The organism is Microbacterium sp. LMI13-1-1.1, from assembly GCF_040815625.1.
Lineage (GTDB): Bacteria > Actinomycetota > Actinomycetes > Actinomycetales > Microbacteriaceae > Microbacterium > Microbacterium forte.
In genome coordinates this window covers 486,918-509,096 of record NZ_JBFPNL010000005.1, presented here as the reverse complement: position 1 = coordinate 509,096, position 22,179 = coordinate 486,918, and the positions used below count along the sequence as shown (strand labels likewise).

The following is a 22,179-nucleotide window of genomic DNA, read 5'->3' as shown; positions in this document are numbered from 1 at the left end:
GTCGGTCCGCTTACGCATCCGCGACACCACGGCTCTCCCAGACCCCGAACGATCCTTCGACACTCACCCATTCGACGCGACCGTTGCATGAGCGGCCCAGTGCGACTGCTGCGGCCGTTGACGGGGACGAAAAGACGAGGTCTCGCGTGGTGCGTCCCGTCTTGTTCTCGACCATAATCGAACCGTCGGCAACGAGTTCTTCGTGGCGGGCTCGGTAGCTCGCGTATGCTCGCTGCGTGCTGGCAGCGTTGCCGACGCCGTGCCACACCGGAACCACGAGTGAGCCGCTGAGCATCACGAACTCACCGTCGATCTGCTGGGCTTTCGCATCGACGCCTTGCTTCGGATTCTTCAGTCGGAAGATTGGAGATACGGCATACTCGGACGATCCGGATGCTCCTGCTGTGGGACGAACGCGTATGGCATTCACTCCGAGAACTGGGAGCACGATCTGCAGCTGCCCGAGGAAATACTCCATGTCGGACAGGTCGGCCTCGGGGAGTCGTGGTCGCGGGGGAGCGGTGCCGTTCTCGAGCGTGACGCGGCCGGCTTGCGTGGCGAGTTCGATCAGACGCGACTCGAGGTATCGGACGTGCGATTTCGTGAGGTTCGTGTCCTTGGACGTGACGATGACCGCTTGGCTCCAGAACGGCTTCTCCTTGGCATGGCTGCGCAACCTTGTTGCCACCGTGTCTGCTTCACCGACATAGCATCGAGTGCCGCCGACGGCATGCTCGTCTTCGCCGAGAAGAAGGTACACGCCAGTGCGCTCGGCTTCTTCGCGTGCGACGAGCTCAGCCAAATCAGACCTGCGCGCTGAAACGATACTGCCGGTCCAGTTGGTGATCTCGGCGGTCGTGAGGCCGCCCGGCGTCCCGTCAGCGAGGAAAAGCTTGACCTGCTTGCCTGTCATGCGTCGAGCATCTCGGCAACTTCTGACATCTCGGTCGAGGATCCTGTCAGACGGCCCGAGAAGGCAGCCAGAAGCAGGGAACGACGCAGGGCCGTTGAACGGAGGCGCGCAGATGCGATCGCGTTCGAGAATCGTCTTCTGTCGGCATCAAGCGAAGAGAAACTGTCCAGTAACCGGTCTTGCTCAGCCAATGTCGGAAGCGGGATGGCCAGTGAGTCGAGTTTGCCAAGGCTCAGATTGTGTTGACCAGCGCTCGACGCCGCCAGCTTCTCGATCCTTAGGCGAAGCTGCGGCGTCGACAGCATTGCGTGGACCCACTGCGGACGGACCAGGTCGGAACGAAGTCGGTAGCGGATCAGGTAGGAGGCGAAAGCAGCGTCAAGATCAGCAGGCGCGACAGCTGATCGACCAATGAGATCAAGAGATCCATTCGTGCGAACGATCAGGAGATCTCCTTCGGACAACATGGACTTTGCAACGTCAGCACCAGAATTGGCTACACGCTTCTCGTCGCTCAGGTCGATCGTGCCGTCCACAAGGTTGGGGATTCGAACAACCGCAGGCCCGGGGCCTTCAGCGACACATTTTTCCGAGGTCCCATAGCCGGCGTCTGTCGCAAGGCTCGCAAGCGAGGCGGTCGGCCACTCATGCAGTCGCGCAAGCGTGACCGTTCTCAGAGTGTCCACCCCCCGGCGCGCCTGGCGGATATAGCTCTCCGCAGCATCGAGGTGGGACAGATGATCCTCGAGGATCGCGATAATACGGCGTTGCTCCCCCAAGGTTGGAACAGGCAGCTCGAAGGCGTACCATCGCGGCATTTCGATCGATGCGACGGTCGTCCCCGCCTTGCGCGTGTCTCTCAAGAGATCGCGCTCGAATGCTCGTAGACCCCAGGCGATCCACCGCGGATCGATTCCGTCGCGCGGAACCACGGCCTTCATGTCCTGGTTCATAGCGGTGGCAAACGGAACCAGGGCCACGGGAATTGTGCGCTCCAAAATGCCCGAGCGAGTGACGACGGCAATCGATCCCTCGGGTACGAGTTTGGTCGATGACCCTATTACTGCCGCTGCTGTCACGTGGTCCGTCGTGCTGTGCAGGATCTCGGGCCCCATGTCCTTTGGGGACAACCAAGGCACGTCGCCATTGGTCCAGAAGCTGGGGTTTGATTTTGACGGCGTGCCTCCGCCGTACCATGTGCCTAGATCGCGGAGCCTAATCTTCTCCCAGCTCACGCGGCCAACTCCCGACTCAGTTCTTCGATGATGTCTCCCGCATTGTCACCGAGATCGCGGAGAGCGCCGTCGATGCCGCCTCGCTCATCAAATGGTGCGTTCTCAAGGTCATCAGCATCCAACTCCGCAGAGGAGGCAATTACCTGCATCATCTTGTCTAGCCACCACCGCTGAGTCACGGTGAAGGTCGCACCCGCCTGTTCTTGGCGCGTCAGCCAGTTCGCGTAGCGCGCCTCGACCTGCTCGGCGTAAGGCACGAGAGCATTATCGACTCCAGCCTCGAGGCGGAGCAGTGAGATGAGGTCGGTGACACCGTGCCGATCGCGGTTCTCGGGGCGGCCTCGGTACTCGACCTCGAGCGAGAGATATGCATTCCAGATCAGGTCGACGGTCCAGTTGTGCGGCGGACGTGCGATCCGCTCCTTGAGCTCTTCGATCTGCGCGAAAGAGATGCCCCGCCCTTTTGCCTCGAACATCAACTGGATCGCGGTGATCTCCGCACGGTGCTCGTTCAAGTATTCGCGCCAGGACTCGACGATCTCCTTTGCACGCTCTGTCCGCTGCACGCCGTACGCCTCGTTGAGCACATCGGCGCTAACCTCGTCGATCACCTGATCCTTCAGACGACGCAGTTCGATGATCCGCGTGCGCAACTCGGGATTCGCAGCGAGCGGCTCAGTGGCCTTTTCGAGCATCTCCTCGATCACGTCTGCGGGCGCGCGGTCTGGCTGCGCGGCGATCGCCTCTGCCTGCTTCTCAGTATCCACGGCACCGACCAGCGCTCGCACGATCGCATGCATCGACGTGTGCGCGACATCATCCAGCTCGGCGCGTTCTTCGGGCTTTAGTTGCCGGTCCAGCGCGGCCAGGCGGCTGGCGAGAGTCGCGGTCTCATCCTCGCTCAGGTTCAGCGTGGCGGCCTTGTCGAGCAGCTTCTTGAGGCTGATCGATCTGTCGCGGTTCAGGGGCGGCTCGACGAAGTCGTGCTCGGTGACGCCGATCGCGTCGACGATCACGAACCGGGTCTTCGCCTCGGCGTCCTCGGTAACCGAACGGAGATCTGCCGAATCGATGGTGCGCGCACCACGCCCCTTCATCTGCTCGAAGTACTGGCCGCTGCGCACGTCGCGCATGAACATCACGCACTCCAACGGCTTGACGTCGGTACCGGTGGCGATCATGTCCACGGTGACCGCGATGCGCATGGCGGGACTGGTGCGGAAGGCCTTGAGGTAGCCCTTCGGGTCTTTCGCCGAGTACGTGATCTTCGTTGCGAAGTCGTTGCCTTTGCCGAACACCTCGCGCACGGTCTGCACGATCTCCTCTGCGTGGTTGTCGTCCTTGGCGAAGATCAGCGTCTTCGGCACGGTGTGTCGGCCGGGGAAGATCTCAGTGAAGAGCTTGTCGCGGAAGGTCTCGAGCACGAGACGAATCTGACTCTTCGCCGTCACCGCGCGGTCGAGTTGGCCCGGCGCGTAGTCGAGATCGGCATCCAGCTTGACCAGCTTTTGCTCACGGGTACCGCGGTTGACGGTTGGCACGTATGTTCCCGCATCGATCGTCGAACCGTTCCCGGTGATTTGTGTCTTGATCCGGTAGATGTCGAAGTCGACGTTTACGCCGTCAGCTACCGACTGCTGGTACGTGTACTCAGAGACGAGGTTCTGCTGGAAGAATCCGAAGGTCTGCTTGCTCGGCGTCGCCGTGAGCCCGACGATGTGTGCGTCGAAGTATTCGAGCACGCCTCGCCACACGCCGTAGATGGAGCGGTGCGCCTCGTCGACGATCACCAGATCGAAGGCTTCTGGCGGAAGGTCAGGATTGTACGCGACGGTCACCGGCTCGTTTGGCGCGAAGTCGTCCAGGCCAGGGTCATCGCCCTCGGGAACGTCTTCATTCTTGATGGCCTTGAAGACTCGCTGGATCGTCGAGATCGCGACCTTCGTGGAATCCGGCATCCCGCCGCGTGTGAGCTTCGCGACGTTGTAAAGCTCGGTGAAGCGTCGACCGTCATCGGGTGTCCGGTAGTTCTGGAACTCGCCCGTTGTCTGATCGGCGAGGTTGTTGCGGTCGACGAGGAACAGCACCCGCTTGAAGCCACCCCATCTCAGCAGCCGATACGCCTCGGTGACCGCGGTGTACGTCTTGCCCGCACCGGTCGCCATCTGTACCAATGAACGTGCGAAGCGCTGCTCGGCGAGGCTGCGCTCAATGCCTTTTACCGCATCGATCTGAGCAGGGCGGAGGCCCGACTGATCGAGGGTAGGAAGTTCCAGAACCTTTCCACGCCACGTGGGTGCCACCGACGGCTTGTCGTTGGCGGAACGGATCGTGGCGGCCAACGTCTCCGGTTTAGGAAAGTTAAAGATGCGTCGTGACCGCGGCACCGGGTCGAACCCGTTGGTGAAGTGAGTCTCAGTGCCGGAGGCCTCGAATACGAAGGGCAGACGTCCCTCGGGGGCGAGCGACTTCTTGCGCACGTCGTCGGGAAGACCGGTGGCGTACATTGCCGATTGCCACTCCACGCCCGAGAGGGGCGTGCCCATCGGCTTGGCTTCAATCACGCCGACCACTGCTTTGTCGACGTAGAGCAGGTAATCGACCCGCCCGTGCCCGGACTTCATGATGACTTCGCGCACGGCTATCCCGCGCTGCGGAGAAAAGAGGTTGAGGTTCTTGCGGTCCTGAACAGACCAGCCGGCAGCAACGAGCTGGCGGTCGATCTCCACCCGCGCCCTCTGCTCCGCCGCCAGCTGGGCGCCCGCACTCTCATCCATCAGTTGAGAGCTTATCGGCGGCCCCGACGCACTGAGCGAAGTCTGACGCAAACGGGCCGGGTCGACAGCCTCACGACAACGGCGTGGTGCGTCCTGTCACGTGATTCGTAGGACGGCACCGCGATTCCATCAGAGCCACGGCGTACACTGACCTATAAGTAGACGCACCGTTGCGAAACCCAAGCCTCAAGGAGCTCGACCATGGCCCTCACCGCACACTCCACCATCGGCGACTGGATGGACGACCCGACCGGCGGGCCACTCATCCGCGCACTCTTCGAGCAGACGGGCGCCGACCCCGAGCTCCTAACCCCCGTGCTCGGACTCCCGCTGCAGCAGCTCGTCGCGATGAGCCAGGGCCAGCTCCCCCAGTCGGTCGTCGACGACCTCGTGCGCGCAGCCAACGGTGGCGAGATCCCCGAGGCCGACGAGTCCGAGGGCTGGACCGAGAAGCCCACCACCGGACGCTTCGCCGGTAAGACCGTGATCGTCACGGGCGCAGCATCCGGAATCGGCAAGGCCACCGCATCCCGTATCGCCCGTGAAGGCGGACGCGTCATCGCCTCCGACATCGCCGCCGACAAGCTCGACGCCCTTAAGGCCGAGCTGCCGGATGCCGACATCACCACCGTCGCCGGTGACCTCACCAAGCAGGACGCGATCGACGCCGTCATCGCCGCCGCGGGCGACCGCATCGACGCTCTCGCGAACGTCGCCGGCATCAACGACGACTTCTCCCCCGCAGGCGAGACGACGGATGCCGTCTGGGACCGCGTCATCGCCATCAACCTCACCGCCCCGTTCAAGCTCATGCGCGCGGTGCTGCCGATCATGGAGAAGGCCGGCCGCGGCTCGATCCTCAACGTCTCCAGCGAAGCGGGCCTGCGCGGCAACTCCTCGGGCAACGCCTACACGGCCAGCAAGCACGGCATCATCGGCGTCACGAAGTCCGCGGCGTTCATGTACGGGCCGAAGGGCATCCGCGTGAACTCCGTCGCACCGGGAGGCGTCGCCACCGGCATCCCGATGCCTCCGAACATGTCGGAGTACGGCTCGGGCCGCCTGGCCCCGTTCCAGCAGGCGATCCCGACAGTCGCGACCGCCGAGCACCTCGCCGCGTCGATCACGTTCCTGCTGTCGGACGACGGCGTGAACATCAACGGTGCCGTGCTGGCATCCGATGGTGGGTGGTCGGTGCAGTAAGCGTCAGTATTGGAGGCCGGCACGGCTGCCGTGCCGGCCTTCGAACTCGCCGATCGCTCGACGAGCCCTGCGCAGCTCGAAGATCCCGACGCCCACTCCGGCGCCGAAGACGACGAGGCTGATCCACCGGTAGACCGCGCTCGGATCCAGCGCGATCGCGACGGCCCATCCTGCGAGCAGGACAGTCGAGAACACGATCGTGTAGAGCGCGAAGTTCTTGCGGCGTTGCAACGCGATGCGCTGCTGAATCAGGGAGGGCTCGGCGGTGGGCTCGCTCATGGGGCGAGCCTAGACCGCTCCATCGCTCGAAGGCTCAGGTCGCCGCCTCTCACGACGGATGACAGACTGACCCCATGCCCGAGCGTCCGGAGATTGTCTGCATCTGCGGCTCCATGCGATTCCTCGACGACATGCGTGCGGTGAGCCAGAGCCTGACTCTTGCGGGCCACATCGTCCTCCTGCCCTCCGAGATCGACGGCCCGATCGCTGACGCACAGAAGGCCGCGCTCGGCGAGTTGCATCTGCGCCGAATCGATCTGGCCGACCGCGTCGAGGTAGTGAACCGGGGCGAGCACTACGGCGAATCGACGCTCCGCGAGATCGCCTACGCGGAGGCCGCGGGCAAGCCCGTAACCTTCGTCGGCCTCGCCTGGGGCTCGCAGTAGTCCTCACATCTCCGCCGCCTACCCTGGCTCTCATGAAGAAGCTCTCCACGCTCGCGTCGCTGGCCGTCGGCATCCTGATGCTCTCCGGATGCTCGCAGGCGTCGACCATCGCGGCCTGCGGTCAGGTCGCCGCTCAGGCCGCGCAGGTGACCGGAGTGATCGGCAGCGTCAGCTCGCCGACTCCCGAGGCCGCGCAGGCAGCTCTCGATGAGGTCAAGACCGTCGCCGAGAACATCCGCGGAGTCGATGGACCCGAGGAGTTCGTCACCCTCCGCGACTCGTGGACGACGAGCATCGACGCATTCGCCACCGAAGGCGAGAAGGCCATCGCGGGTGACATCACAGGCCTGGACGCGGCGACGACAGAGATGCGTGCGGCGACCGACGCGATGCTCGCGTACTGCACTCCGTAGTCGGCACCGCCCGCGGGCACTTCAGCCGCTCGTTCGGCGGAACCCTCATCGCGATCTCGACTCTCTCGACGCTCGCACGCCCGCCCTCGAAGGCACGAGGCCATCACCGCGGACCTCCCCTGCATCCGCTCGGACGAGACGTTCACCCGGATTCCGGGGCAGCGACTGCTTCTAGTTCAGACAGCTCTGTAGTACCGTTCAAGCCACGCTGACGAACCGAGACCCGTGATGCGACTTCGACTGTTTCTGATTGCCGTGGCGGCCGTGATCGGCGCTGCATTGACCTGGTGGGGCGCCACCACGCTGTTCGCCTCCGGTGTGCGGGCTGACCTCGAGGGAACTGCCGGCGGTCTCGACCTACTGCCTGCTGCTGCGGCCGCAGGGGGAATCGTATGCGTCGTCTGGGCGCTGTGCGCGCTCGCCTGGCAGGTGGGCATCATCCGGACGCGACGACGTTCGCGGCGCTCACCGGAGGGACAACCCGCGCGCTGACCTGGGCGCTGACACCAGCTCGGTGACGGTGCAACCCACGGGCGTGACCTATCGCGCAATGCCTCGCAGCAGCCGCGTCACCGTCTCCTCGACGCGCTCTGCGCTCAACGGCTGACCGATCAACGCCGCGTAGGACGCCATGGCGATGAGCTGGTCGGCGATCGCGTCGGCATCCACGTCGGCCCGCACCTGACCGTCGACCTGTCCGCGCGCGATCCGCTCGGCGACCCACGAGCGGATCGGCGCCGCGAGACGCTCGTTGAGCGCCAGGCCGAGTTCGTGGTCGGTGGCGGTCACCGCGATCAGCGCCCGGGCGAGCGCCACGCCCTCGGGCCTCGCGAGCCCGGCAGACATCGCCGAGAACCAGGCGTGCAGGTCAGCCCGGATGTCGTCGCTCATCGCGACTGCGGGATCCGCTCCTGGCAGGTCTCCTTCGAGCAGCGCCTCACCGAGGATCGCCGCCTTCGACGGCCACCAGCGGTAGATCGTCTGCTTGGCGACTCCCGCGGTCTCGGCGAGCCCCTCGATCGTCACCGCTTCGTAGGCGCCGGCCACCACGGCAGCGCGCATCGCCTCGAGCACAGACTGGCGCGCTGCTTCACTTCGGGGACGGGGCACCTGAACAGGCTATCCATCGGAACACCTTCAGTTGCGCGGGCGGTAGGTGTGAGCGACCGCTCCTGATGCGAAATCGCGGCGCTCGATGAGCTCAAGGCTCAGGCGCTGGCTCAGACCGTCGAGCAGCCGCGGGCCGCTTCCGGCGACAACCGGGTGCACGACGAAGGTGAACTCGTCGATCAACCCCCGCTCAGCGAGCGCGAGAGGGAGAGTCACCCCACCGACGGACATGCCCTGGCCCGGCTGCCGCTTGAGCTGCTGAACGGCCTCACCCAGGTCACCTCGGATGAGCTCTGCGTTCCAGTCGACCGCATCCAGCGCGCTCGACACGACGTGCTTCGGCACGCGGTCGATGGCCTCGGCGAACGGGATCTCCCATTCCTGCATCCAGTCGGGCCACACACCGGATGCCGGGCGACGCCACGCGCCCTCCATCATCTCGTAGGTCGTTCGGCCGTAGATGACGGCATCCGCCCGCTCCATCTCAGACGTCCAGAAGCCCATCAGCTCCTCATCCGGAGCGACACCCGCCTCGTGGTGGACACATCCATCGAGAGTGACGTTGATCGCGTAGCGCAGTGGTCTCATCTCGCACTCCTTAGCCAGCAGATTGCGCCATCCTCGCATTCCTTCGCATCACCTTCAACGGGACGGTTGTGAGATCTGGTCTGCTCGGCAAGCACCCCTTCATGCTCGTGCGCAATATATAGGGAAAGTGTTGATTCTCAGCCTCGCATAAGCAAATATCGTCCTCACATGGAGCAATTGACGTCCGAAACGGAGTAGTTCGAGACGTGATCTCCGCCAGTAGGTCGTGTTCCGCGCGGCCGAGAGAAACGAGAGGGGGAAATGATGCTTATCGCGCCCAAGAATCGTCGTGTATTTGTTGGCCGTCAGGGCAAGAGCAAGTACGGAGGCCGCCCTTAGGAGGCCGATAACAATGAAGAAGGGGCCGGTGTTCGCACCGGCCCCTTCTCCTGGGGAGGGGTGGCACGTTGGAAGCGATCTATCGAGAGATCTGCGCCGAGCTCGGTCTCGAGCCGAGCGTGGTCGAGCAGCCTTCGAGAAACACCGCGGTGGAGGTGGCGGAGTTCCACGGGGATTCAGGTTCCGTCTGGGCACCAATCAGCGCCACGAGAATCTGGGGATGCCGCACCTGTCTCGGATCATCGCTATTGCTCCTCGAGCAGCACTACGCAGACTTCGATCGCCCCGGCCTCGTCACGGAGGAGGCGATCAGCCTCATTCTGCGGATGCTGGACGGGCATGGCATTCCCGTCGCGGTCACCAACATCTATGGACCACAATGCTGGTCCGTCTGCTTCCCTGTGCCCGACTGCGAGGATTGCCGTGATGCACCGCGGGAGCTGTCGGACCTCACCCGCACCTTTCACGCCTTGAGTTCTCGATCGAGTGAAAGCGACGAAGCAGATACCCGCGGTCGTCGAAGCGTCCTCGCTGCAGACTTCGTCGCCGCCAATCGAGCGGCCATCGGGTTTGCAGCGATCGTCAGCAATCCATACGACGGCGGTGACGAACCGCATGCGACGCTGCTGGAAGGACTGATCCGCACCTCCACGAATCCGACGGACTGCGAGGTAGCAGGTGGAAAAGGGCTGACCACGGGACAAGCTCTCGCCAGTTTTCTCGGTGAGGGACTGGAACGGTACTTTGCCGCGGACCCGTTCCCTGCACGAGTGACCCTCGGACTCGAGCGCGATCTCGCCGACGCCATCGATCCGATCGTCGAGTTCGGCTACCCAGCCTGCGATTCGACTCTCGGGATTGATGCATACAAACCCGATCTTCTGACGGAATGGGTTGCTGGTGAGAACCTGATGAGCCGCAAGGAGGTTCTCGTGCCGGCGAACCTCGTCTTCTGCCCGTACCTGCCCCGAAGCTCAGACGCTTGCCGGTTCACAGTGACGTCGACGACCGGTGTGGCCGCCGGGGCAAACCTCGACGATGCGACGCTTCAGGCCCTGCTGGAGCTGATCGAGCGCGACGCCTTCTGGTACTACGCACGAACAGGGCAGCGCTTGGCAGCGCTCGCCGTCGAGGACCTTCACCCCTACGTCGCGGACGCTTTGAGTGGCCTGCCGGGGCGGATGCTGCTCCACGCGCTGCCCAATCCATTCAATGTCGCCGTCGTGCACGCCACGTACGTCACGGACGAACAGTCTGCGACGCGCACAGCCAGAGGAATCGGAGCAGGCAACGACATACGTGAGGCGTCGATGCGAGCATTCATCGAGTGTCTGCAGATCCTGCATTCGCTCGACCTTGCGATTGAGGTTGAGGCAGTCGAGGACGACATGCGACGCCTCTGGTTCACGGGCGAGGCTGTGGACGTTCTCCCAAACTTTTTCCAGGACTCTGCTGATTCCCGACCGCCGGCGAAGATGTGCCAGGAAGCCACACTGCCCTCACTGATCGACGCCCTCTCGCGAGAAGGCATCGATGTGTATCGAGTCGTCCTCGCGAACTCACCCAGCTTTGCGGTGATCCGAGTCGTCGCGACAGGAATGTGCATCACCGATGCAACGTACTTCGCTTCTTCCAACAGGCTCTCAGAGTTCGCCCGTTCGCTTCCATCTGCCCCTGCGCCGCGCATCGCATACGCGGGGCCGACCTTCATGTGAGAAATGACCAGGATCTACGCGTATTACGTGCTCAGCGCGGCTGGGGTCGCGTGCTTCACCGTGGTCGACGTCGTCTACTTTCAGGCACTCGGATACTCGCTTGCGTTCGTGGGGGTCATGACATCGGCATTCAGCATCGCCGTCGCGGCGACAGAGTTGCCGTTCGCTGTGGTTTTCGACCGCTATTCCAACAAGCTCGCCCTTCAGGTGGGCAACTTCGTCCGCATTGCCGCCTTCTCGCTGTTCTTCTTGAACCTGTCCCCGACGCTGCTCATCACCGCGCAAGTACTCGCAGGCATCGCTGTCGCGGCGCTCAGCGGGACAAGCAACGCGCTGATCATCAATCAGCTCCCGAACGCCGACGCGAACTCCATCTCGCGCACGTTTGGACGCCTCGAATACCTTGGCGGAGGGGCCGCGATTCTGGCTGGGCTGCTCGGGCTGTGGCTGTTCCAGATCAGTCCGGAGCTGATCTGGCTCGGGGCCATCGGCCTCTATGCCCTCGCAACGATGGTCGTCTTCTTGTTCAAGGACGCAGCGGCAGAGGCCCAGCAAGTCCCTTGGAAGCAATATCTGAGAGATGCGGGCGGGGTGATCAACGGCCCCTACACCCTCATCTACATCGTGACCAACGCATGCGCTGTCGCTCCATTTCTGCTCTGGCAGGTGAAGTTCGACATGGTTTCACTCGGCTTCATCTTCGTGGGCTTCTTCGTGATGAACGCCACTTCGGTCTTGGCGCCCTCGCTCCTCCGTTTCATCAAGATCTCGCCGAGTCGAGTGATGATTCTGGCAGCGTTGAACGCGATTGCGACGCTGCTCTTCGCTTTTCTCGATCAGCCGGTACTCATCGTGGCGTCCTTTTTGCTCCACGTCGGTCTGCAGATACTGCAGACCATCGTCGTCGCGGGGCTCTTCCACGAACGGATCGGCAATAACTATCGGGCGACGTCGGAATCATTGGTGTCAATGGCGGACTCAGTCATCGTCGCCATAGTCGCTCCGATCACGATGATCATCGGGGACCGCTGGGGTGTGGAGTGGGCGATCACATGCTCAATCGCCTTATACGCCGTTTGCGTCGTTCTGGTTGCGGCGGGCCCCATGCGCACATCGAGGCGTCAGCCTGTGATGAAAGAGGTACCGTGACCGACGTCCGAGCGATGCTCGCCTGCCTGGCGAACGACGAGATCGCGCGCGTCTTCGCGCACATCGTCCTGCACGGCCATCCGGGCGACGAACTCTCCCCCTCCCGACGGCAGAAGGCCGTCAGAGCGTTGGTGCGCGGCGGCCTCGTCGAGGATCGCGGCGAGGGCTATACCTTCCAATCCCGCGGGATCAAGGAGGCGCTGGCCGACCTGGTCAGCACTTCAGGAGGCGGCGGCGCCGATCGATCGACTCGCTGGATTGGTGCGGATGGCCAAATCAGCCAGTACCCGCGGCGTCGAGATGAGCGCGCCGCACTTCTGCAGAGCATCGGCGAGCGAGCGCTCGAGACCGACGAACGCGTCACGGAAGCCGAGGTGAACGCTCGCCTGGAGCGATACACCAGCGATGTTCCAACGCTGCGCCGATACCTGATCATCCACGGCATCCTGGCCCGCGAACCGGACGGTTCGGCATACTGGCGGCCCTAGTGCCAAGGCGGCTGCCCGCGGCATCACGGCTGCACAGGGTTCTCACGTCAGCACTTCAGGGCGTTCGCCGCCACAAGGCCTCACCGCAGTCCTGGAGAACGCCTCCGCTGCCGATTATCGTTGGCGCATGACCCCCGTCCGACCCCGCGTCATCTCCGTGCGCAGCGGTCAGGTGCGCCCGACCGGGTCATGGCTTTACGTCTGGCTCGACACGGCCACGGGAGAGATCGTCCACATCGGCGGAACGGGTGTCGACCCGGAGCTGCGAGCGCATCTGCACCTGACGAGTGACGACGCTCAGCTCGGACGCGTGCGGGCCACGGTGCCGCATGCACTCGAGCGCGACTTCGACGTGCTCGCGTTCGAGCTGGCCGAGGGAGTCGGCCGCGCACGCGCGCAGGCAGCGTTGGACTCACGCCTCTCGCAGGGCGATGACGCCGGGCGGCTGGCGGACGACCTAAGCGAGATCATCGATCCGCTGGCGCGAGCGATTTCGGATTACCGCGCGAATCTCTCGACGACGACGTAACCCCTCAGCACTCCACCACGTTCACCGCCAACCCACCGCGACTGGTCTCCTTGTACTTGTCGCTCATGTCGGCGCCGGTCTGGCGCATCGTCTCGATCACGGCATCCAGCGACACCACGTGGCTGCCGTCGCCGTGCAGGGCGAGGCGGGCAGCCGTGACGGCAGTCGAGGCGGCTACGGCGTTGCGCTCGATGCAGGGAATCTGCACGAGTCCGGCGATCGGGTCGCACGTGAGCCCGAGGTGGTGCTCCATGGCGATCTCGGCCGCGTTCTCGACCTGCTGCGGGGTTCCGCCGAGCACGGCACAGAGCCCCGCGGCCGCCATCGCACAAGCGGAGCCGACCTCGGCCTGGCATCCGCCCTCCGCCCCCGAGATCGACGCGTTCGCCTTGATGAGCGAGCCGATCGCGGCGGCGGTGAGCAAGAAGGTCCGCACAGCCGCGGCATCCGCCCCGGGCACGAACCGCGAGTAGTACATGAGCACAGCGGGCAGGATGCCGGCGGCACCGTTCGTGGGAGCGGTGACGACCCGCCCACCCCCGGCGTTCTCCTCATTGACGGCGAGCGCGAACGCCTGCAGCCAGTCGGACGTGACCGGCTGCCCCGCAGCCTCCGCACGCAGAATGCTGTCGCGCATCGAGCGCGCGCGCCGCGGCACGCCGAGCCCGCCCGGCAGCAGTCCCTCGGCATCCAACCCCGCGTCGACGCACTCGCGCATGGCGGTCCAGATCGCATCGAGACCAGCGTCGACGGCATCGGCGTCACGGGCGGTGAGCTCACCTGCACGCGCGACGTCGGCGATCGACAAGCCATCGACGCACAGCGAGAGCAACTCCGCAGCCGTGCGGAACGACGGCATCCCGTCAGCCACGACCGGGCTCTCGACAACCTCGCCGACACGCTGGATGAACCCGCCGCCCACCGAGAGGTACGTCTCCTCCACCAACGGATCAGGACCATCTCCGAACGCCCGGATCACCAGCGTGTTCGGGTGCGCGGGCTGCCGAGTGAACGGATCGAGCACGACATCAGAGCTGTCAAACGCCACGGGCACGACACCACCGAACAACAGCGGTGACCCCGCCGGATGCCCCGACCACGCGCCGCGCACGGCAGCCGGGTCGCAGGTCTCAGGATCAAGACCCGCCAACCCGGCGACGACCGCATCGGGCGTCCCATGCCCGAGTCCGGTCGCCGCGAGCGACCCGTACAGAACGACCTCCACACGACGAGGGCCATCTGGATGCTGCGCCAGCACACGCCGGGCGAAGTCGCACCCGGCGCGCATCGGCCCCACCGTGTGCGACGACGAGGGGCCGATGCCGATCGAGAACAGGTCGAACGCCGAGACGTACACGCCGCGGCGGGCGTCGGTCGCCGAGGCGAGAGTCGTCACTCCTCGCCCTGCGGGTGGGTGGTCGCCCCGGCCGGTCGCGCGGCCTGTCGGGCGAGCAGATCCGCACGCGACGACGGCGTGAGCGCCGCGGTCGCCGCAGCCCACGCAAGGCCGATCGCCGAGTCGATGACTGCGCGGTCGGCGGCGGGTGTCGCCGCATCCGCCGCGAATCCCTCGGTGTGTGGAGCCGACGTGGAGCCGATGATCGCGATACCGGGGTGGATCGACGGCACGACCTGAGAGACGTTGCCCATGTCGGTCGATCCGCCCGCCATTCCGGAGAAGGCGATGGGCTCGCGTCCGAGCTCGGTCAGCGCGTCGTTCCAGGCGTCGGAGAGCAGCGGCTCTTGCACGAGCGGGTCGTATCGCGGCTCGGTGCGCACCTGCTCCCACGAGCATCCCGAGGCGAGCGCGCCCGCTTCGAAGCAGGCCATCACCCGCCGCTTGGCGTCGCGCAGCTCGTCGAGATCGAACGAGCGCACCTCGGCCTGCAGCACGGTGCGCGCGGGGATGATGTTCGTCACCTCACCGCCCTGTGTGATCACGGCCGCCGTTCGGACGGTGCCGGGCAGCTGCTGACGGAGCAGTCCGATCGCCGTGAGCGCGATCGTTGCCGCATCCAGCGCGTTGACGCCCTTGTCGGGAGCCGCAGCGGCATGCGCCGGTCGCCCCGTGTAGGTGATCTGGAAGCGGTCGACGGCCTGGGTCGCGAAGCTCTCGCATCGCACGTCGATGCCGGGGGCGCCGTGCACCATGAGCGACACCGTGGCGTCTTCCCACGCGCCGCCCTCGAGCATGAGCACCTTGCCGCCACCGTGCTCTTCAGCGGGGGTGCCGAGCAGCTTGACGGTCAGCCCTGCGTCGTCGGCGATGGCCGCGAGCGCGATCGCCGCACCGAGGCCGGCGGCCGCGATGACGTTGTGTCCGCAGGCGTGACCGATGACCGGAAGAGCGTCGTATTCGGCGCAGATCGCGACCACGAACTCCCCGTCGCCGAAGCTGGCGTCGATGGCCGTGTCGACTCCGAACGCGCCGACGGTGGCGGTGAAGCCGGCATCGCGCAGAGCCCCGGCGACCAGGTTCGCCGCCCGCACCTCTTCGAACGCGATCTCGGGATCGTCGTGGATCTCGTGGCTGATCTCGACGAGACGCTGCTCCCAGGAGCGCACGGCATCCGCGCTGCGCTGCTTCGCCTCCGCGAGGTCGAGCAGGGTGCGGGTGGACGGGTCGGCGAGGGTCATGCGGTTTCTCCTTCGAGAACGGGGTCGGCCGTGGCGGCGGGGACAGGAAGAGGGGTCTCGGCGACCGGAGCAGGAACGCGGAGGAAGAGAGCGAGCACCGCCATCGCGACGCCGATGGCCGCGCAGATGCCCCACACCGCGACGTATCCGCCGAACGAGGTGGTGGTCACGGCGGTGTCCCCCGTGCCGACGGTCATGAGGAAGCTGCCCATGACCAGGGCGAACACCGCACCCGCGACGGCTCCGGCCGCGGTGCGAGACGTGTTGTAGAGGGCCGAGGCGATGCCGACCGAGTCGGCGGGGGCACGACGCACCACGATGGTCGGCAGCACGGAGATGAGCAGACCGTTGCCGAGGCCGCCCATCACCATCGACCCGACGAACACCGCGACGACGGTCGGCGCCGTGATGAAGGCGAGGTAGCTTCCCGCGACCAGCACACCGCCCAGGACGATCGCGCCCTTCGCTCCGATGCGCCCGGCGACGCGGTCTCCGACGATCGACGCGAGGAAGGCCGAGAGCGCTGCGGCCAGCGAGATGACGCCGACCATGGCCGCGGTGAACCCGAGGCCGAAGCCGACAGCATCCGGATCGCTGAGCACGTAGACGCTGGAGGCCGTCTGCCCGCCGAACAGCTGCGCGCCGAAGAGGAACGCGATGATGATCGGCAGTCCGATGCCGCCCTTGGTGAGCAGAGCGATGTCGATGAGCGGGTACGCGACGCGCTTCTCGACCATCACCCACACCACGAGCAGAGCGACACCGCCGAGGATCGCGACCCACGTGATCGGGTTCGTCCACCCCCACGCCGACGCGTTCGAGATGCCACCGAGTGCGGCGAGAAGGCCGATGCCGAGCAGCGAGGCGCCGAGCCAGTCGGTCTTGCCGGCGGCGCGGACGGTGGTCTCGGGAACGAGGAACGCCACGACCGGCACGCAGATGAGAAGGAAGATCGCAGGAAACCAGAGCACCGCCCGGAGGTCGCCGAGTGCTCCGAACAGCAGGCCGGAGCCGAGGGCACCGAGGGCGGCCCCGAAGGTGAGCGCACCGACGAGCTTGCCGATCGATCGTCCGGCGGACTTCTCGTCGCGATCGCGGACGATGGCGAACTCGAGCGGCAGGAAGGCGGCGAGAGGCGCCTGCAGGGCCCGGCCCACGAGGAAGAGCTCGTAGCTCGGGGCGATGGCGACCACGATCGATCCGAGCGCGACGAGCGCCGTCGAGATCAGCAGCAGTCGCTTGTGCCCGTATCGGTCACCAAGCTTGGCCAGGATCGGCACACAGACGACGGTGGCGAGCATGTAGGCGGCGCTGACCCAGTTGAGCTGCGCGGCGCCGACGCCGAACTCCTCGCCGATCGCGGCGAGCAGCACGGGGTACCAGCCCTGCAGCATTCCGGAGCCGAGCTCCATGACGACGAGGAAGCCGACGGCCCCGCGCAGGGCGGTGCGGCCGGAGATGGTCTTGCCAGGCGGTGCGGGGACAGCCATGAGGACTCCTTGAGAGGGATCGGGTGGAGCAAGAGCGGATCGGGTTGCAGCGACTCTAGGAACGGGGTTGTACGATCACGGTCAGGTGCACGAAATCGGATGCAGGGGCGTGGCGCATGCAGGAAATCGGACTGGACGACCTCGACCAGCGACTCATCCACGCCGTGCAGGTGAGTCCGCGCGCGACCTGGAACGCGCTGGCGCCCGTCGTCGGCGCCGACCCCGCCACCCTGTCGCGGCGGTGGGCTCGGCTCGTGGCGGAGGGCATCGTCTACGTCACCGGGTATGGCGCGGGCGCGCCGGCGGTGCTCGTCCTCATCGAGATCGAGTGCAGCCCGGGCGAGACGCTGGCGGTCGCCGAGACGCTCGGAAGAGACCCCGAGGCGTTCACGATCGACCTCACCGCGGGTGGACGCGACATCTTCCTGACACTCGCAGTGCCGGATGCCGAGGCCCTGGCCGTCTGGACGCTCGAGCGCATCCGCGGGGTAGCCGGCGTGCGCTCGATGCGCACTCACCTGGTCTCGGAGACCGTCCGCGATGCGCGGGGATGGCGGCTCCGGGCGCTCACCACACAGGAGGTCGCGCAGATCGAGGCCCTGGAACGGCGCGCCCCCTCCGCATCCGTGCGCATGTCGGCGGAGCAGAGGAACGCGATCGCGGCCGAGCTGGCCTACGACGGTCGCGTCGGGATCACGGAGCTGGCCTCGCGGCTGGGGATGGCCCCTCGGCGGGTGCGCGATGCGATCGCCGAGATGCGCGAGTCGGGGCGGCTGGCGATCCGCGTCGACGTCGCCCGGCGCTACACGCCCTGGCCCATCTACGCGTGGTACTTCCTGCGGGTGCCGGCCGCGATGGCGGCCCGCATCGGTGCGCAGCTCGGACGCATCGAAGAGGTGCGCCTCGTCGCGAACACCGTCGGCGAGTACAACGTGATCATGGCGGTGTGGCTGCGCACCCTGCAGGACGTCGCACGCATGGAGGCGATCATCGAAGAACGCCTGCCCGGGGTGAGCATTGCCGACCGGTCGGTCGTGCTGCGCACGACGAAGCATCTCGGGCATCTGCTGCACGCCGACGGGCGCGCGTCGGGCGAAGTCGTGCCGCTCACGATCTGAGCGGAACCCCCTGGTCGGAGTGCCACGCCCTGCCTACACTGACGGCCATGTTGAAGATCGTGTCGATCGTGATCCGCGTGAACGACCTGCCGGCGCAGTCCCGCTTCTGGCAGGCGGCACTCGACTATGTCGAGCGGGACCCGGCATCCGACGACTGGGTCGTGCTGAAACCGCGCGACGCGGACGCCCCCTGCATCGCCCTCGACGCGCATCATTCCGAGCGGGTGCTGCCGCCCCGCATCCACCTCGACATCTACGCCGAGGATCAGGATGCCGAGGTGCGCCGCCTGGCCGAGCTCGGCGCCCGCGAGGTGCACTGGGACAACCGGCCCGACGACGCCGACTACGTAATCATGGAAGACCCCGAGGGCAACCGATTCTGTGTCGTGGACCGGCCGGACTGGGCGGGGTGGGAGCGGTATCGGGAAGACTGAGCCGGGCCGCTGGAACCGCGCCTACAGATTGACCCTCGGGTCTGCGTTGCATTCGAGCGCACCCCGCTCCCCCTCACCAGAACGCAGGTAGGGAAAGGACAGGGTCGGATTGTCACGGAGGAAGTCCTCGGGCGTGTAGTCAGGAGCGACGATGCCGTTGCGGATCAGGCACTCAGAAACGATCTCTTCGATGGGCAGGTTATGCGGATTCTTCTGTGGCCAGAACCAGAGGAAGCCGAGCCAGGCCTCGCCCGTGAATCGCTCGCACTCGCCCATGACTTCGCTGAGACGATCGACCGACAGAGAGTTTCTCTGCGCCTCGTAGCCGCCATCCCGCGTGTACCCCTCGAACGTCGCACCTTTACTCGAGAAGCAGGCAGCCATCCGTCGTTCGACCGCAGCCCACTCTTGTTCGGAGATCTTCTCGTCTTCGATCACGAGGCGCACGAAATCCGACTCCGATTCCACCCACGCTTCGGCATAGTCCGATGCGAAAGGCCCGGAGAAGTCGAGGGTGTCACGAGCGTCCGGTGACGCAGCCGAAGTCTGGATGCTCGTCACCGTCCCCGTGCACCCGGCGAGGGCGAGCATCGCGAGGGACGCCACGATCCCCGTGCTTCCCAGCAATCGCAGCCGCGTGTACCGCACCTGGTCGTTCTGATTCATACCCGCCCCCTTCGTCGGCACTCACATCGCCAGACGTTGTCGAGCGGACCCCGGGAGAGTGCGAGCGCTCGAGGTCCGCTCGAACGGTCGGGAGACATGTCAATCGGCGCCTTTGCCCGTCTTCGCGACCGCATGACGTAGCAAAGCACACATATGAGGACAGTGCAGTATCTTGCATCGCCGTCCGACCGGGGAGTGTGACGCGGTCCCACTCCAGCGCTGACGCTCTCGCCGACCGAGGTGGCATTCCGGTCTGAATCGTTACTTGTCCGACGCGTCCAGCAACCGATATACAGGTCAAAGCGCTCTGGGGGCGCTGGCGATTCGTCGCCTCACTGTCGAGGGGAACTCTCATGTCACTGCCGCCTGCCTCCTGGCATCCAGATCCGCAGAATCCGCATCAGCTGCGCTGGTGGGACGGCCATCGCTGGACGGATGCCACATCGCCGTCGCCGGCTGCTGCCGTGACATCGCAGCTGTCGCACCTCGCTCCGGCCGCAGCATCCGTCGCCTCGAAGCGACGCAGCGGGTGGCGCACCGCTGGCATCATCTTCGGCGCACTCGTGGTCGGCGGGGTACTGGCCCGTGTGTCGCCGATCGCGATCCTGCTGGTGGCCACGGCGATGGTCGGCATCGCCCTCTATGTGATGGCCGCTCGCGCTCTTCCGGCACTGGGGCTCCGGTCGCGGATGTCGGGCGTGGTCGCCCTGGGCATGGCCGCTCTTCTGGTCACGGGTGGCGGCATCGTCAGCGCGAACAGCGGAGCAACCCCGACGGCATCCGAGCCGCAGAACTTCGCGGCGGTTGAGACATCGGCTCCTGCACCGAGTCCCGCCCCCACGCCGACCACGTTCGAGACGGCGACCGAAGAGGTGCCCGTGCCGTTCGAGGCGGCCACGGTCGACGACCCTCAGCTCGATCAAGGCGCCACAGCACTCGTCGCCGCCGGCGTGAACGGCGTGAAGGTGATCACGTACCGCGTGACCCTGGTCGATGGTGTGGAAGTGTCTCGCGAGGTCGTCGGCGAGGCTGTCTCGGTGCAGCCGGTCAACGAGGTGACAGCGATCGGAAGCAAGGCTCCCGCACCGGTTGCCGCGCCCGCTCCTGCGCCCGCGCCGGCGCCCGCACCGGTGCCGCTCGTGCAGCAGGGCGGTGGTGGCTGCGACTCGAACTACACCGGTGCATGCGTGCCTATCTCCAGTGACGTCGACTGCGCTGGCGGCAGCGGAGACGGGCCCGGATATGTGCAGGGTCCCGTGCGGGTCGTCGGCTCGGACATCTACGACCTCGATCGCGACGGTGACGGGATCGCCTGCGACTAGTCGCGCGAGTCGATGCGGGCCCGGTCTAGGCGAGGACCCGCCCCATGACCTGTCGGTCCTCTCCATACGTCGCGAGGGTGACCCACCCGCTTGACGAGTAGAGACGAACGGCCGGATCATCCGAGCGGGCCGACGTCGAGAGCAGCGCTCGCTCATGCGGCAGGTCGGCGACGAGCGCATCGTGCAATCGACGCCCGATTCCGTGGCCCCGCGCATCGGGTATCACCGCGAGCTCGACGAACTCGAAGTGACCGCCGATCCAGTCGTCGACGCTCGAGCCGACCTCGCGTGAGATGAAATCAGACCAGTACTGCCCGCGCTCGCCGGTGTATCCCCAGGCGAAGCCGAGCATCCGCTCGTCGTCACGCGCTGTGACGAGGCGGAAGCCCGCCCGCGATCGATGCCGGTCCCAGACGGATGCTCGCCACTCGTCGGCATCCGCGACCTCACCGAAGACTGCAGCCCAGACCTCAAGGATCTCAGGGTCGAGCCCGGCCGCTTCCGCGCCCGAGAGCGTGACGACCGTGGGCACGCTCACCGTCCGACGTAGGGCCGCGCCGGTCGAGCCTCTTCTGCCAACGCCTGACGGTGCGACGTCAGCGCCGATCGCACAGCCGTGTAGATCACGAGCCACAGGATCAGCAGTCCGATCAGGAAACCGGCGACGGGGAGGAGGATCGAGAGGAGAAGAGGGTCCATGGCGCCAGGATAGCCATCGCGTGTGCGGGGCTAGTCTCCCGCCTCGAGCGACCGGTAGAAGTAGAACGCGCGCTCGCCGGAGTCCGGGTCGACGCCACTGAACCCGTGCCGTTCGTAGAAGCGCATCGCCCCGGCATCCGACTCGTCGACGTTGATCTCGATCGCCGCGACTCCGAGTTGCTCGCAGATCTCGACCATGTGCTGCAGGATCGCGCTGCCGATTCCGGTGCCCCGCTGCTCGGGCTCGACGTACATCTCGTCGAGCAGCGCGACCGGCCCGTCAGACCACACGTTCGGGCGCAGGGTCACGAGGGCGACGCCCGCGGCAGGGTCGTCTGCGAGCACCCGCGAAGGTCGAGGCTCCGGCCAGCAGCGTGCGCAATCGTTCGGCGAGCACCTCGACCCCCGGGGTCTCGGTGTCGAACTCCGTGTTGAAGGCGTGCAGCATCGCGGCGAGGCGGTTGGCGTCCGAGGGATCGGCCCGTCGGATGCGGGGAGTCGGGGTCATGCGGGGGCGCCTTTCTTGTGTCGTGGTGCGTTTCGTCTCGGGCCGCTCCGCGGGCCTCGCTCAACGAACGGAGGCGGGCCTCTCCGCGGGCCTCGCTCAACGGACAGATCACGGTCGTTGAGCGAAGACGACGAAGTCGACTGAGACGAAACGTCGACCGCGGGGGCGTTTCGTCTCGGGC

At 65.9% G+C, this 22,179-nt stretch carries 25 protein-coding genes; 11 read left to right on the top strand and 14 right to left on the bottom strand.

Going from position 1 to position 22,179, the window contains the following annotated elements:
* Positions 1 to 10: 10 nt before the first annotated feature.
* The 3 genes from MRBLMI13_RS09380 to MRBLMI13_RS09370 are packed head-to-tail and all read right to left on the bottom strand — an operon-like array spanning position 11 to position 4,925.
* A complete protein-coding gene (locus MRBLMI13_RS09380) occupies positions 11 to 913 on the bottom strand; it encodes a GIY-YIG nuclease family protein (RefSeq protein ID WP_367822042.1) in 903 nt (300 codons plus the stop codon).
* Positions 910 to 2,148, bottom strand: a complete 1,239-nt coding sequence (locus tag MRBLMI13_RS09375) for a restriction endonuclease subunit S (RefSeq protein WP_367822040.1) — start codon at positions 2,146 to 2,148, stop codon at positions 910 to 912. The genes MRBLMI13_RS09380 and MRBLMI13_RS09375 overlap by 4 nt, the downstream gene beginning before the upstream one ends.
* Positions 2,145 to 4,925: a DEAD/DEAH box helicase family protein gene (locus tag MRBLMI13_RS09370; protein ID WP_367822038.1), complete on the bottom strand. Its 2,781-nt coding sequence runs from the start codon at positions 4,923 to 4,925 to the stop codon at positions 2,145 to 2,147. The genes MRBLMI13_RS09375 and MRBLMI13_RS09370 overlap by 4 nt, the downstream gene beginning before the upstream one ends.
* A gap of 201 nt (positions 4,926 to 5,126) precedes the next feature.
* Between MRBLMI13_RS09370 and MRBLMI13_RS09365 the strand changes: the two genes are divergently transcribed.
* Complete coding sequence (locus MRBLMI13_RS09365; protein ID WP_367822036.1) at positions 5,127 to 6,128, top strand: SDR family NAD(P)-dependent oxidoreductase; 1,002 nt, start codon at positions 5,127 to 5,129, stop codon at positions 6,126 to 6,128.
* A 3-nt stretch (positions 6,129 to 6,131) separates the two neighbouring features.
* On the opposite strand, the gene MRBLMI13_RS09360 is transcribed toward MRBLMI13_RS09365, so the two are convergent.
* On the bottom strand, positions 6,132 to 6,407 hold the full coding sequence (locus tag MRBLMI13_RS09360; RefSeq protein ID WP_367822034.1) for a hypothetical protein: 276 nt from the start codon (positions 6,405 to 6,407) through the stop codon (positions 6,132 to 6,134).
* Positions 6,408 to 6,481: 74 nt separating this feature from the next.
* Between MRBLMI13_RS09360 and MRBLMI13_RS09355 the strand changes: the two genes are divergently transcribed.
* The 3 genes from MRBLMI13_RS09355 (at position 6,482) to MRBLMI13_RS09345 (ending at position 7,698) form a co-directional block, all read left to right on the top strand.
* The gene (locus MRBLMI13_RS09355) at positions 6,482 to 6,793 is read left to right on the top strand and encodes a hypothetical protein (RefSeq protein WP_367822032.1); all 312 of its coding nucleotides are present in this window, start codon (positions 6,482 to 6,484) and stop codon (positions 6,791 to 6,793) included.
* A gap of 32 nt (positions 6,794 to 6,825) precedes the next feature.
* Positions 6,826 to 7,206, top strand: coding sequence for a hypothetical protein (locus MRBLMI13_RS09350; protein ID WP_367822030.1), 381 nt, complete (start codon positions 6,826 to 6,828; stop codon positions 7,204 to 7,206).
* A 255-nt stretch (positions 7,207 to 7,461) separates the two neighbouring features.
* Positions 7,462 to 7,698 (top strand): hypothetical protein, encoded by a 237-nt coding sequence (locus tag MRBLMI13_RS09345; protein WP_367822028.1) that lies wholly within the window; start codon positions 7,462 to 7,464, stop codon positions 7,696 to 7,698.
* Positions 7,699 to 7,746: 48 nt separating this feature from the next.
* Here the strand turns inward: MRBLMI13_RS09345 and MRBLMI13_RS09340 are convergent, their stop codons facing one another.
* Entirely contained in the window at positions 7,747 to 8,316 is a 570-nt protein-coding gene (locus MRBLMI13_RS09340; RefSeq protein WP_367822026.1) for a TetR/AcrR family transcriptional regulator, read from the bottom strand.
* Between the two features lie 27 nt (positions 8,317 to 8,343).
* Complete coding sequence (locus MRBLMI13_RS09335) at positions 8,344 to 8,904, bottom strand: dihydrofolate reductase family protein (RefSeq protein WP_367822024.1); 561 nt, start codon at positions 8,902 to 8,904, stop codon at positions 8,344 to 8,346.
* Between the two features lie 407 nt (positions 8,905 to 9,311).
* Here MRBLMI13_RS09335 and MRBLMI13_RS09330 point away from each other — a divergent pair, with 407 nt between their 5' ends.
* The 4 genes from MRBLMI13_RS09330 (at position 9,312) to MRBLMI13_RS09315 (ending at position 13,124) form a co-directional block, all read left to right on the top strand.
* Positions 9,312 to 10,958 (top strand): YcaO-like family protein, encoded by a 1,647-nt coding sequence (locus MRBLMI13_RS09330; RefSeq protein WP_367822022.1) that lies wholly within the window; start codon positions 9,312 to 9,314, stop codon positions 10,956 to 10,958.
* Positions 10,959 to 10,961: 3 nt separating this feature from the next.
* A complete protein-coding gene (locus tag MRBLMI13_RS09325) occupies positions 10,962 to 12,107 on the top strand; it encodes an MFS transporter (RefSeq protein ID WP_367822020.1) in 1,146 nt (381 codons plus the stop codon).
* A gap of 14 nt (positions 12,108 to 12,121) precedes the next feature.
* Positions 12,122 to 12,595: a DUF2087 domain-containing protein gene (locus MRBLMI13_RS09320; protein WP_367822018.1), complete on the top strand. Its 474-nt coding sequence runs from the start codon at positions 12,122 to 12,124 to the stop codon at positions 12,593 to 12,595.
* A 127-nt stretch (positions 12,596 to 12,722) separates the two neighbouring features.
* Positions 12,723 to 13,124 carry a hypothetical protein gene (locus MRBLMI13_RS09315; RefSeq protein WP_367822017.1) on the top strand — a complete coding sequence of 134 codons (402 nt, stop codon included), beginning with the start codon at positions 12,723 to 12,725 and terminating at the stop codon, positions 13,122 to 13,124.
* 4 nt (positions 13,125 to 13,128) lie between these two features.
* On the opposite strand, the gene MRBLMI13_RS09310 is transcribed toward MRBLMI13_RS09315, so the two are convergent.
* Genes MRBLMI13_RS09310 through MRBLMI13_RS09300 form a run of 3 tightly spaced genes read right to left on the bottom strand, consistent with a single transcriptional unit; the run spans position 13,129 to position 17,251 of the window.
* Positions 13,129 to 14,520: an L-serine ammonia-lyase gene (locus tag MRBLMI13_RS09310; protein WP_367822015.1), complete on the bottom strand. Its 1,392-nt coding sequence runs from the start codon at positions 14,518 to 14,520 to the stop codon at positions 13,129 to 13,131.
* A complete protein-coding gene (locus tag MRBLMI13_RS09305) occupies positions 14,517 to 15,761 on the bottom strand; it encodes a M20 family metallopeptidase (protein ID WP_367822013.1) in 1,245 nt (414 codons plus the stop codon). The genes MRBLMI13_RS09310 and MRBLMI13_RS09305 overlap by 4 nt, the downstream gene beginning before the upstream one ends.
* The gene (locus MRBLMI13_RS09300) at positions 15,758 to 17,251 is read right to left on the bottom strand and encodes an MFS transporter (RefSeq protein WP_367822012.1); all 1,494 of its coding nucleotides are present in this window, start codon (positions 17,249 to 17,251) and stop codon (positions 15,758 to 15,760) included. The genes MRBLMI13_RS09305 and MRBLMI13_RS09300 overlap by 4 nt, the downstream gene beginning before the upstream one ends.
* A 116-nt stretch (positions 17,252 to 17,367) precedes the next feature.
* On the opposite strand from MRBLMI13_RS09300, the gene MRBLMI13_RS09295 reads away from it, so the two are divergent.
* Both MRBLMI13_RS09295 and MRBLMI13_RS09290 read left to right on the top strand, forming a co-directional pair.
* A complete protein-coding gene (locus MRBLMI13_RS09295; protein WP_367822010.1) occupies positions 17,368 to 18,369 on the top strand; it encodes an Lrp/AsnC family transcriptional regulator in 1,002 nt (333 codons plus the stop codon).
* A 47-nt stretch (positions 18,370 to 18,416) separates the two neighbouring features.
* Entirely contained in the window at positions 18,417 to 18,803 is a 387-nt protein-coding gene (locus tag MRBLMI13_RS09290) for a VOC family protein (protein WP_367822008.1), read from the top strand.
* Positions 18,804 to 18,824: 21 nt separating this feature from the next.
* Here MRBLMI13_RS09290 and MRBLMI13_RS09285 read toward each other — a convergent pair whose 3' ends face one another.
* Positions 18,825 to 19,394 carry a hypothetical protein gene (locus MRBLMI13_RS09285; RefSeq protein WP_367822006.1) on the bottom strand — a complete coding sequence of 190 codons (570 nt, stop codon included), beginning with the start codon at positions 19,392 to 19,394 and terminating at the stop codon, positions 18,825 to 18,827.
* A 428-nt stretch (positions 19,395 to 19,822) separates the two neighbouring features.
* Between MRBLMI13_RS09285 and MRBLMI13_RS09280 the strand changes: the two genes are divergently transcribed.
* Positions 19,823 to 20,791 (top strand): G5 domain-containing protein, encoded by a 969-nt coding sequence (locus tag MRBLMI13_RS09280; RefSeq protein ID WP_367822004.1) that lies wholly within the window; start codon positions 19,823 to 19,825, stop codon positions 20,789 to 20,791.
* 25 nt (positions 20,792 to 20,816) lie between these two features.
* Here MRBLMI13_RS09280 and MRBLMI13_RS09275 read toward each other — a convergent pair whose 3' ends face one another.
* Genes MRBLMI13_RS09275 through MRBLMI13_RS09260 form a run of 4 tightly spaced genes read right to left on the bottom strand, consistent with a single transcriptional unit; the run spans position 20,817 to position 21,998 of the window.
* Positions 20,817 to 21,323: a GNAT family N-acetyltransferase gene (locus tag MRBLMI13_RS09275; RefSeq protein WP_367822002.1), complete on the bottom strand. Its 507-nt coding sequence runs from the start codon at positions 21,321 to 21,323 to the stop codon at positions 20,817 to 20,819.
* Between the two features lie 2 nt (positions 21,324 to 21,325).
* The gene (locus MRBLMI13_RS09270) at positions 21,326 to 21,490 is read right to left on the bottom strand and encodes a hypothetical protein (RefSeq protein WP_309692902.1); all 165 of its coding nucleotides are present in this window, start codon (positions 21,488 to 21,490) and stop codon (positions 21,326 to 21,328) included.
* A 30-nt stretch (positions 21,491 to 21,520) separates the two neighbouring features.
* Positions 21,521 to 21,835, bottom strand: a complete 315-nt coding sequence (locus MRBLMI13_RS09265) for a GNAT family N-acetyltransferase (RefSeq protein ID WP_367821999.1) — start codon at positions 21,833 to 21,835, stop codon at positions 21,521 to 21,523.
* Positions 21,771 to 21,998 carry a hypothetical protein gene (locus tag MRBLMI13_RS09260; protein ID WP_367821997.1) on the bottom strand — a complete coding sequence of 76 codons (228 nt, stop codon included), beginning with the start codon at positions 21,996 to 21,998 and terminating at the stop codon, positions 21,771 to 21,773. Before MRBLMI13_RS09260 ends, MRBLMI13_RS09265 begins: the two co-directional genes overlap by 65 nt.
* Positions 21,999 to 22,179 lie beyond the last annotated feature (181 nt).

What these genes read in the sequence shown, in the direction of transcription:
- MRBLMI13_RS09350 (WP_367822030.1), top strand. Translation starts at nt 6,826, where the DNA reads ATGAAGAAGCTCTCCACGCTCGCGTCGCTGGCCGTCGGCATCCTGATG.
- MRBLMI13_RS09280 (WP_367822004.1), top strand. Translation starts at nt 19,823, where the DNA reads ATGTCACTGCCGCCTGCCTCCTGGCATCCAGATCCGCAGAATCCGCAT.
- MRBLMI13_RS09300 (WP_367822012.1), bottom strand. Translation starts at nt 17,251, where the DNA reads ATGGCTGTCCCCGCACCGCCTGGCAAGACCATCTCCGGCCGCACCGCC.
- MRBLMI13_RS09380 (WP_367822042.1), bottom strand. Translation starts at nt 913, where the DNA reads ATGACAGGCAAGCAGGTCAAGCTTTTCCTCGCTGACGGGACGCCGGGC.
- MRBLMI13_RS09305 (WP_367822013.1), bottom strand. Translation starts at nt 15,761, where the DNA reads ATGACCCTCGCCGACCCGTCCACCCGCACCCTGCTCGACCTCGCGGAG.
- MRBLMI13_RS09315 (WP_367822017.1), top strand. Translation starts at nt 12,723, where the DNA reads ATGACCCCCGTCCGACCCCGCGTCATCTCCGTGCGCAGCGGTCAGGTG.
- MRBLMI13_RS09260 (WP_367821997.1), bottom strand. Translation starts at nt 21,998, where the DNA reads ATGACCCCGACTCCCCGCATCCGACGGGCCGATCCCTCGGACGCCAAC.
- MRBLMI13_RS09270 (WP_309692902.1), bottom strand. Translation starts at nt 21,490, where the DNA reads ATGGACCCTCTTCTCCTCTCGATCCTCCTCCCCGTCGCCGGTTTCCTG.
- MRBLMI13_RS09335 (WP_367822024.1), bottom strand. Translation starts at nt 8,904, where the DNA reads ATGAGACCACTGCGCTACGCGATCAACGTCACTCTCGATGGATGTGTC.
- MRBLMI13_RS09355 (WP_367822032.1), top strand. Translation starts at nt 6,482, where the DNA reads ATGCCCGAGCGTCCGGAGATTGTCTGCATCTGCGGCTCCATGCGATTC.
- MRBLMI13_RS09295 (WP_367822010.1), top strand. Translation starts at nt 17,368, where the DNA reads ATGCAGGAAATCGGACTGGACGACCTCGACCAGCGACTCATCCACGCC.
- MRBLMI13_RS09290 (WP_367822008.1), top strand. Translation starts at nt 18,417, where the DNA reads ATGTTGAAGATCGTGTCGATCGTGATCCGCGTGAACGACCTGCCGGCG.
- MRBLMI13_RS09320 (WP_367822018.1), top strand. Translation starts at nt 12,122, where the DNA reads ATGCTCGCCTGCCTGGCGAACGACGAGATCGCGCGCGTCTTCGCGCAC.
- MRBLMI13_RS09325 (WP_367822020.1), top strand. Translation starts at nt 10,962, where the DNA reads ATGACCAGGATCTACGCGTATTACGTGCTCAGCGCGGCTGGGGTCGCG.
- MRBLMI13_RS09360 (WP_367822034.1), bottom strand. Translation starts at nt 6,407, where the DNA reads ATGAGCGAGCCCACCGCCGAGCCCTCCCTGATTCAGCAGCGCATCGCG.
- MRBLMI13_RS09365 (WP_367822036.1), top strand. Translation starts at nt 5,127, where the DNA reads ATGGCCCTCACCGCACACTCCACCATCGGCGACTGGATGGACGACCCG.
- MRBLMI13_RS09370 (WP_367822038.1), bottom strand. Translation starts at nt 4,925, where the DNA reads ATGGATGAGAGTGCGGGCGCCCAGCTGGCGGCGGAGCAGAGGGCGCGG.
- MRBLMI13_RS09285 (WP_367822006.1), bottom strand. Translation starts at nt 19,394, where the DNA reads ATGCTCGCCCTCGCCGGGTGCACGGGGACGGTGACGAGCATCCAGACT.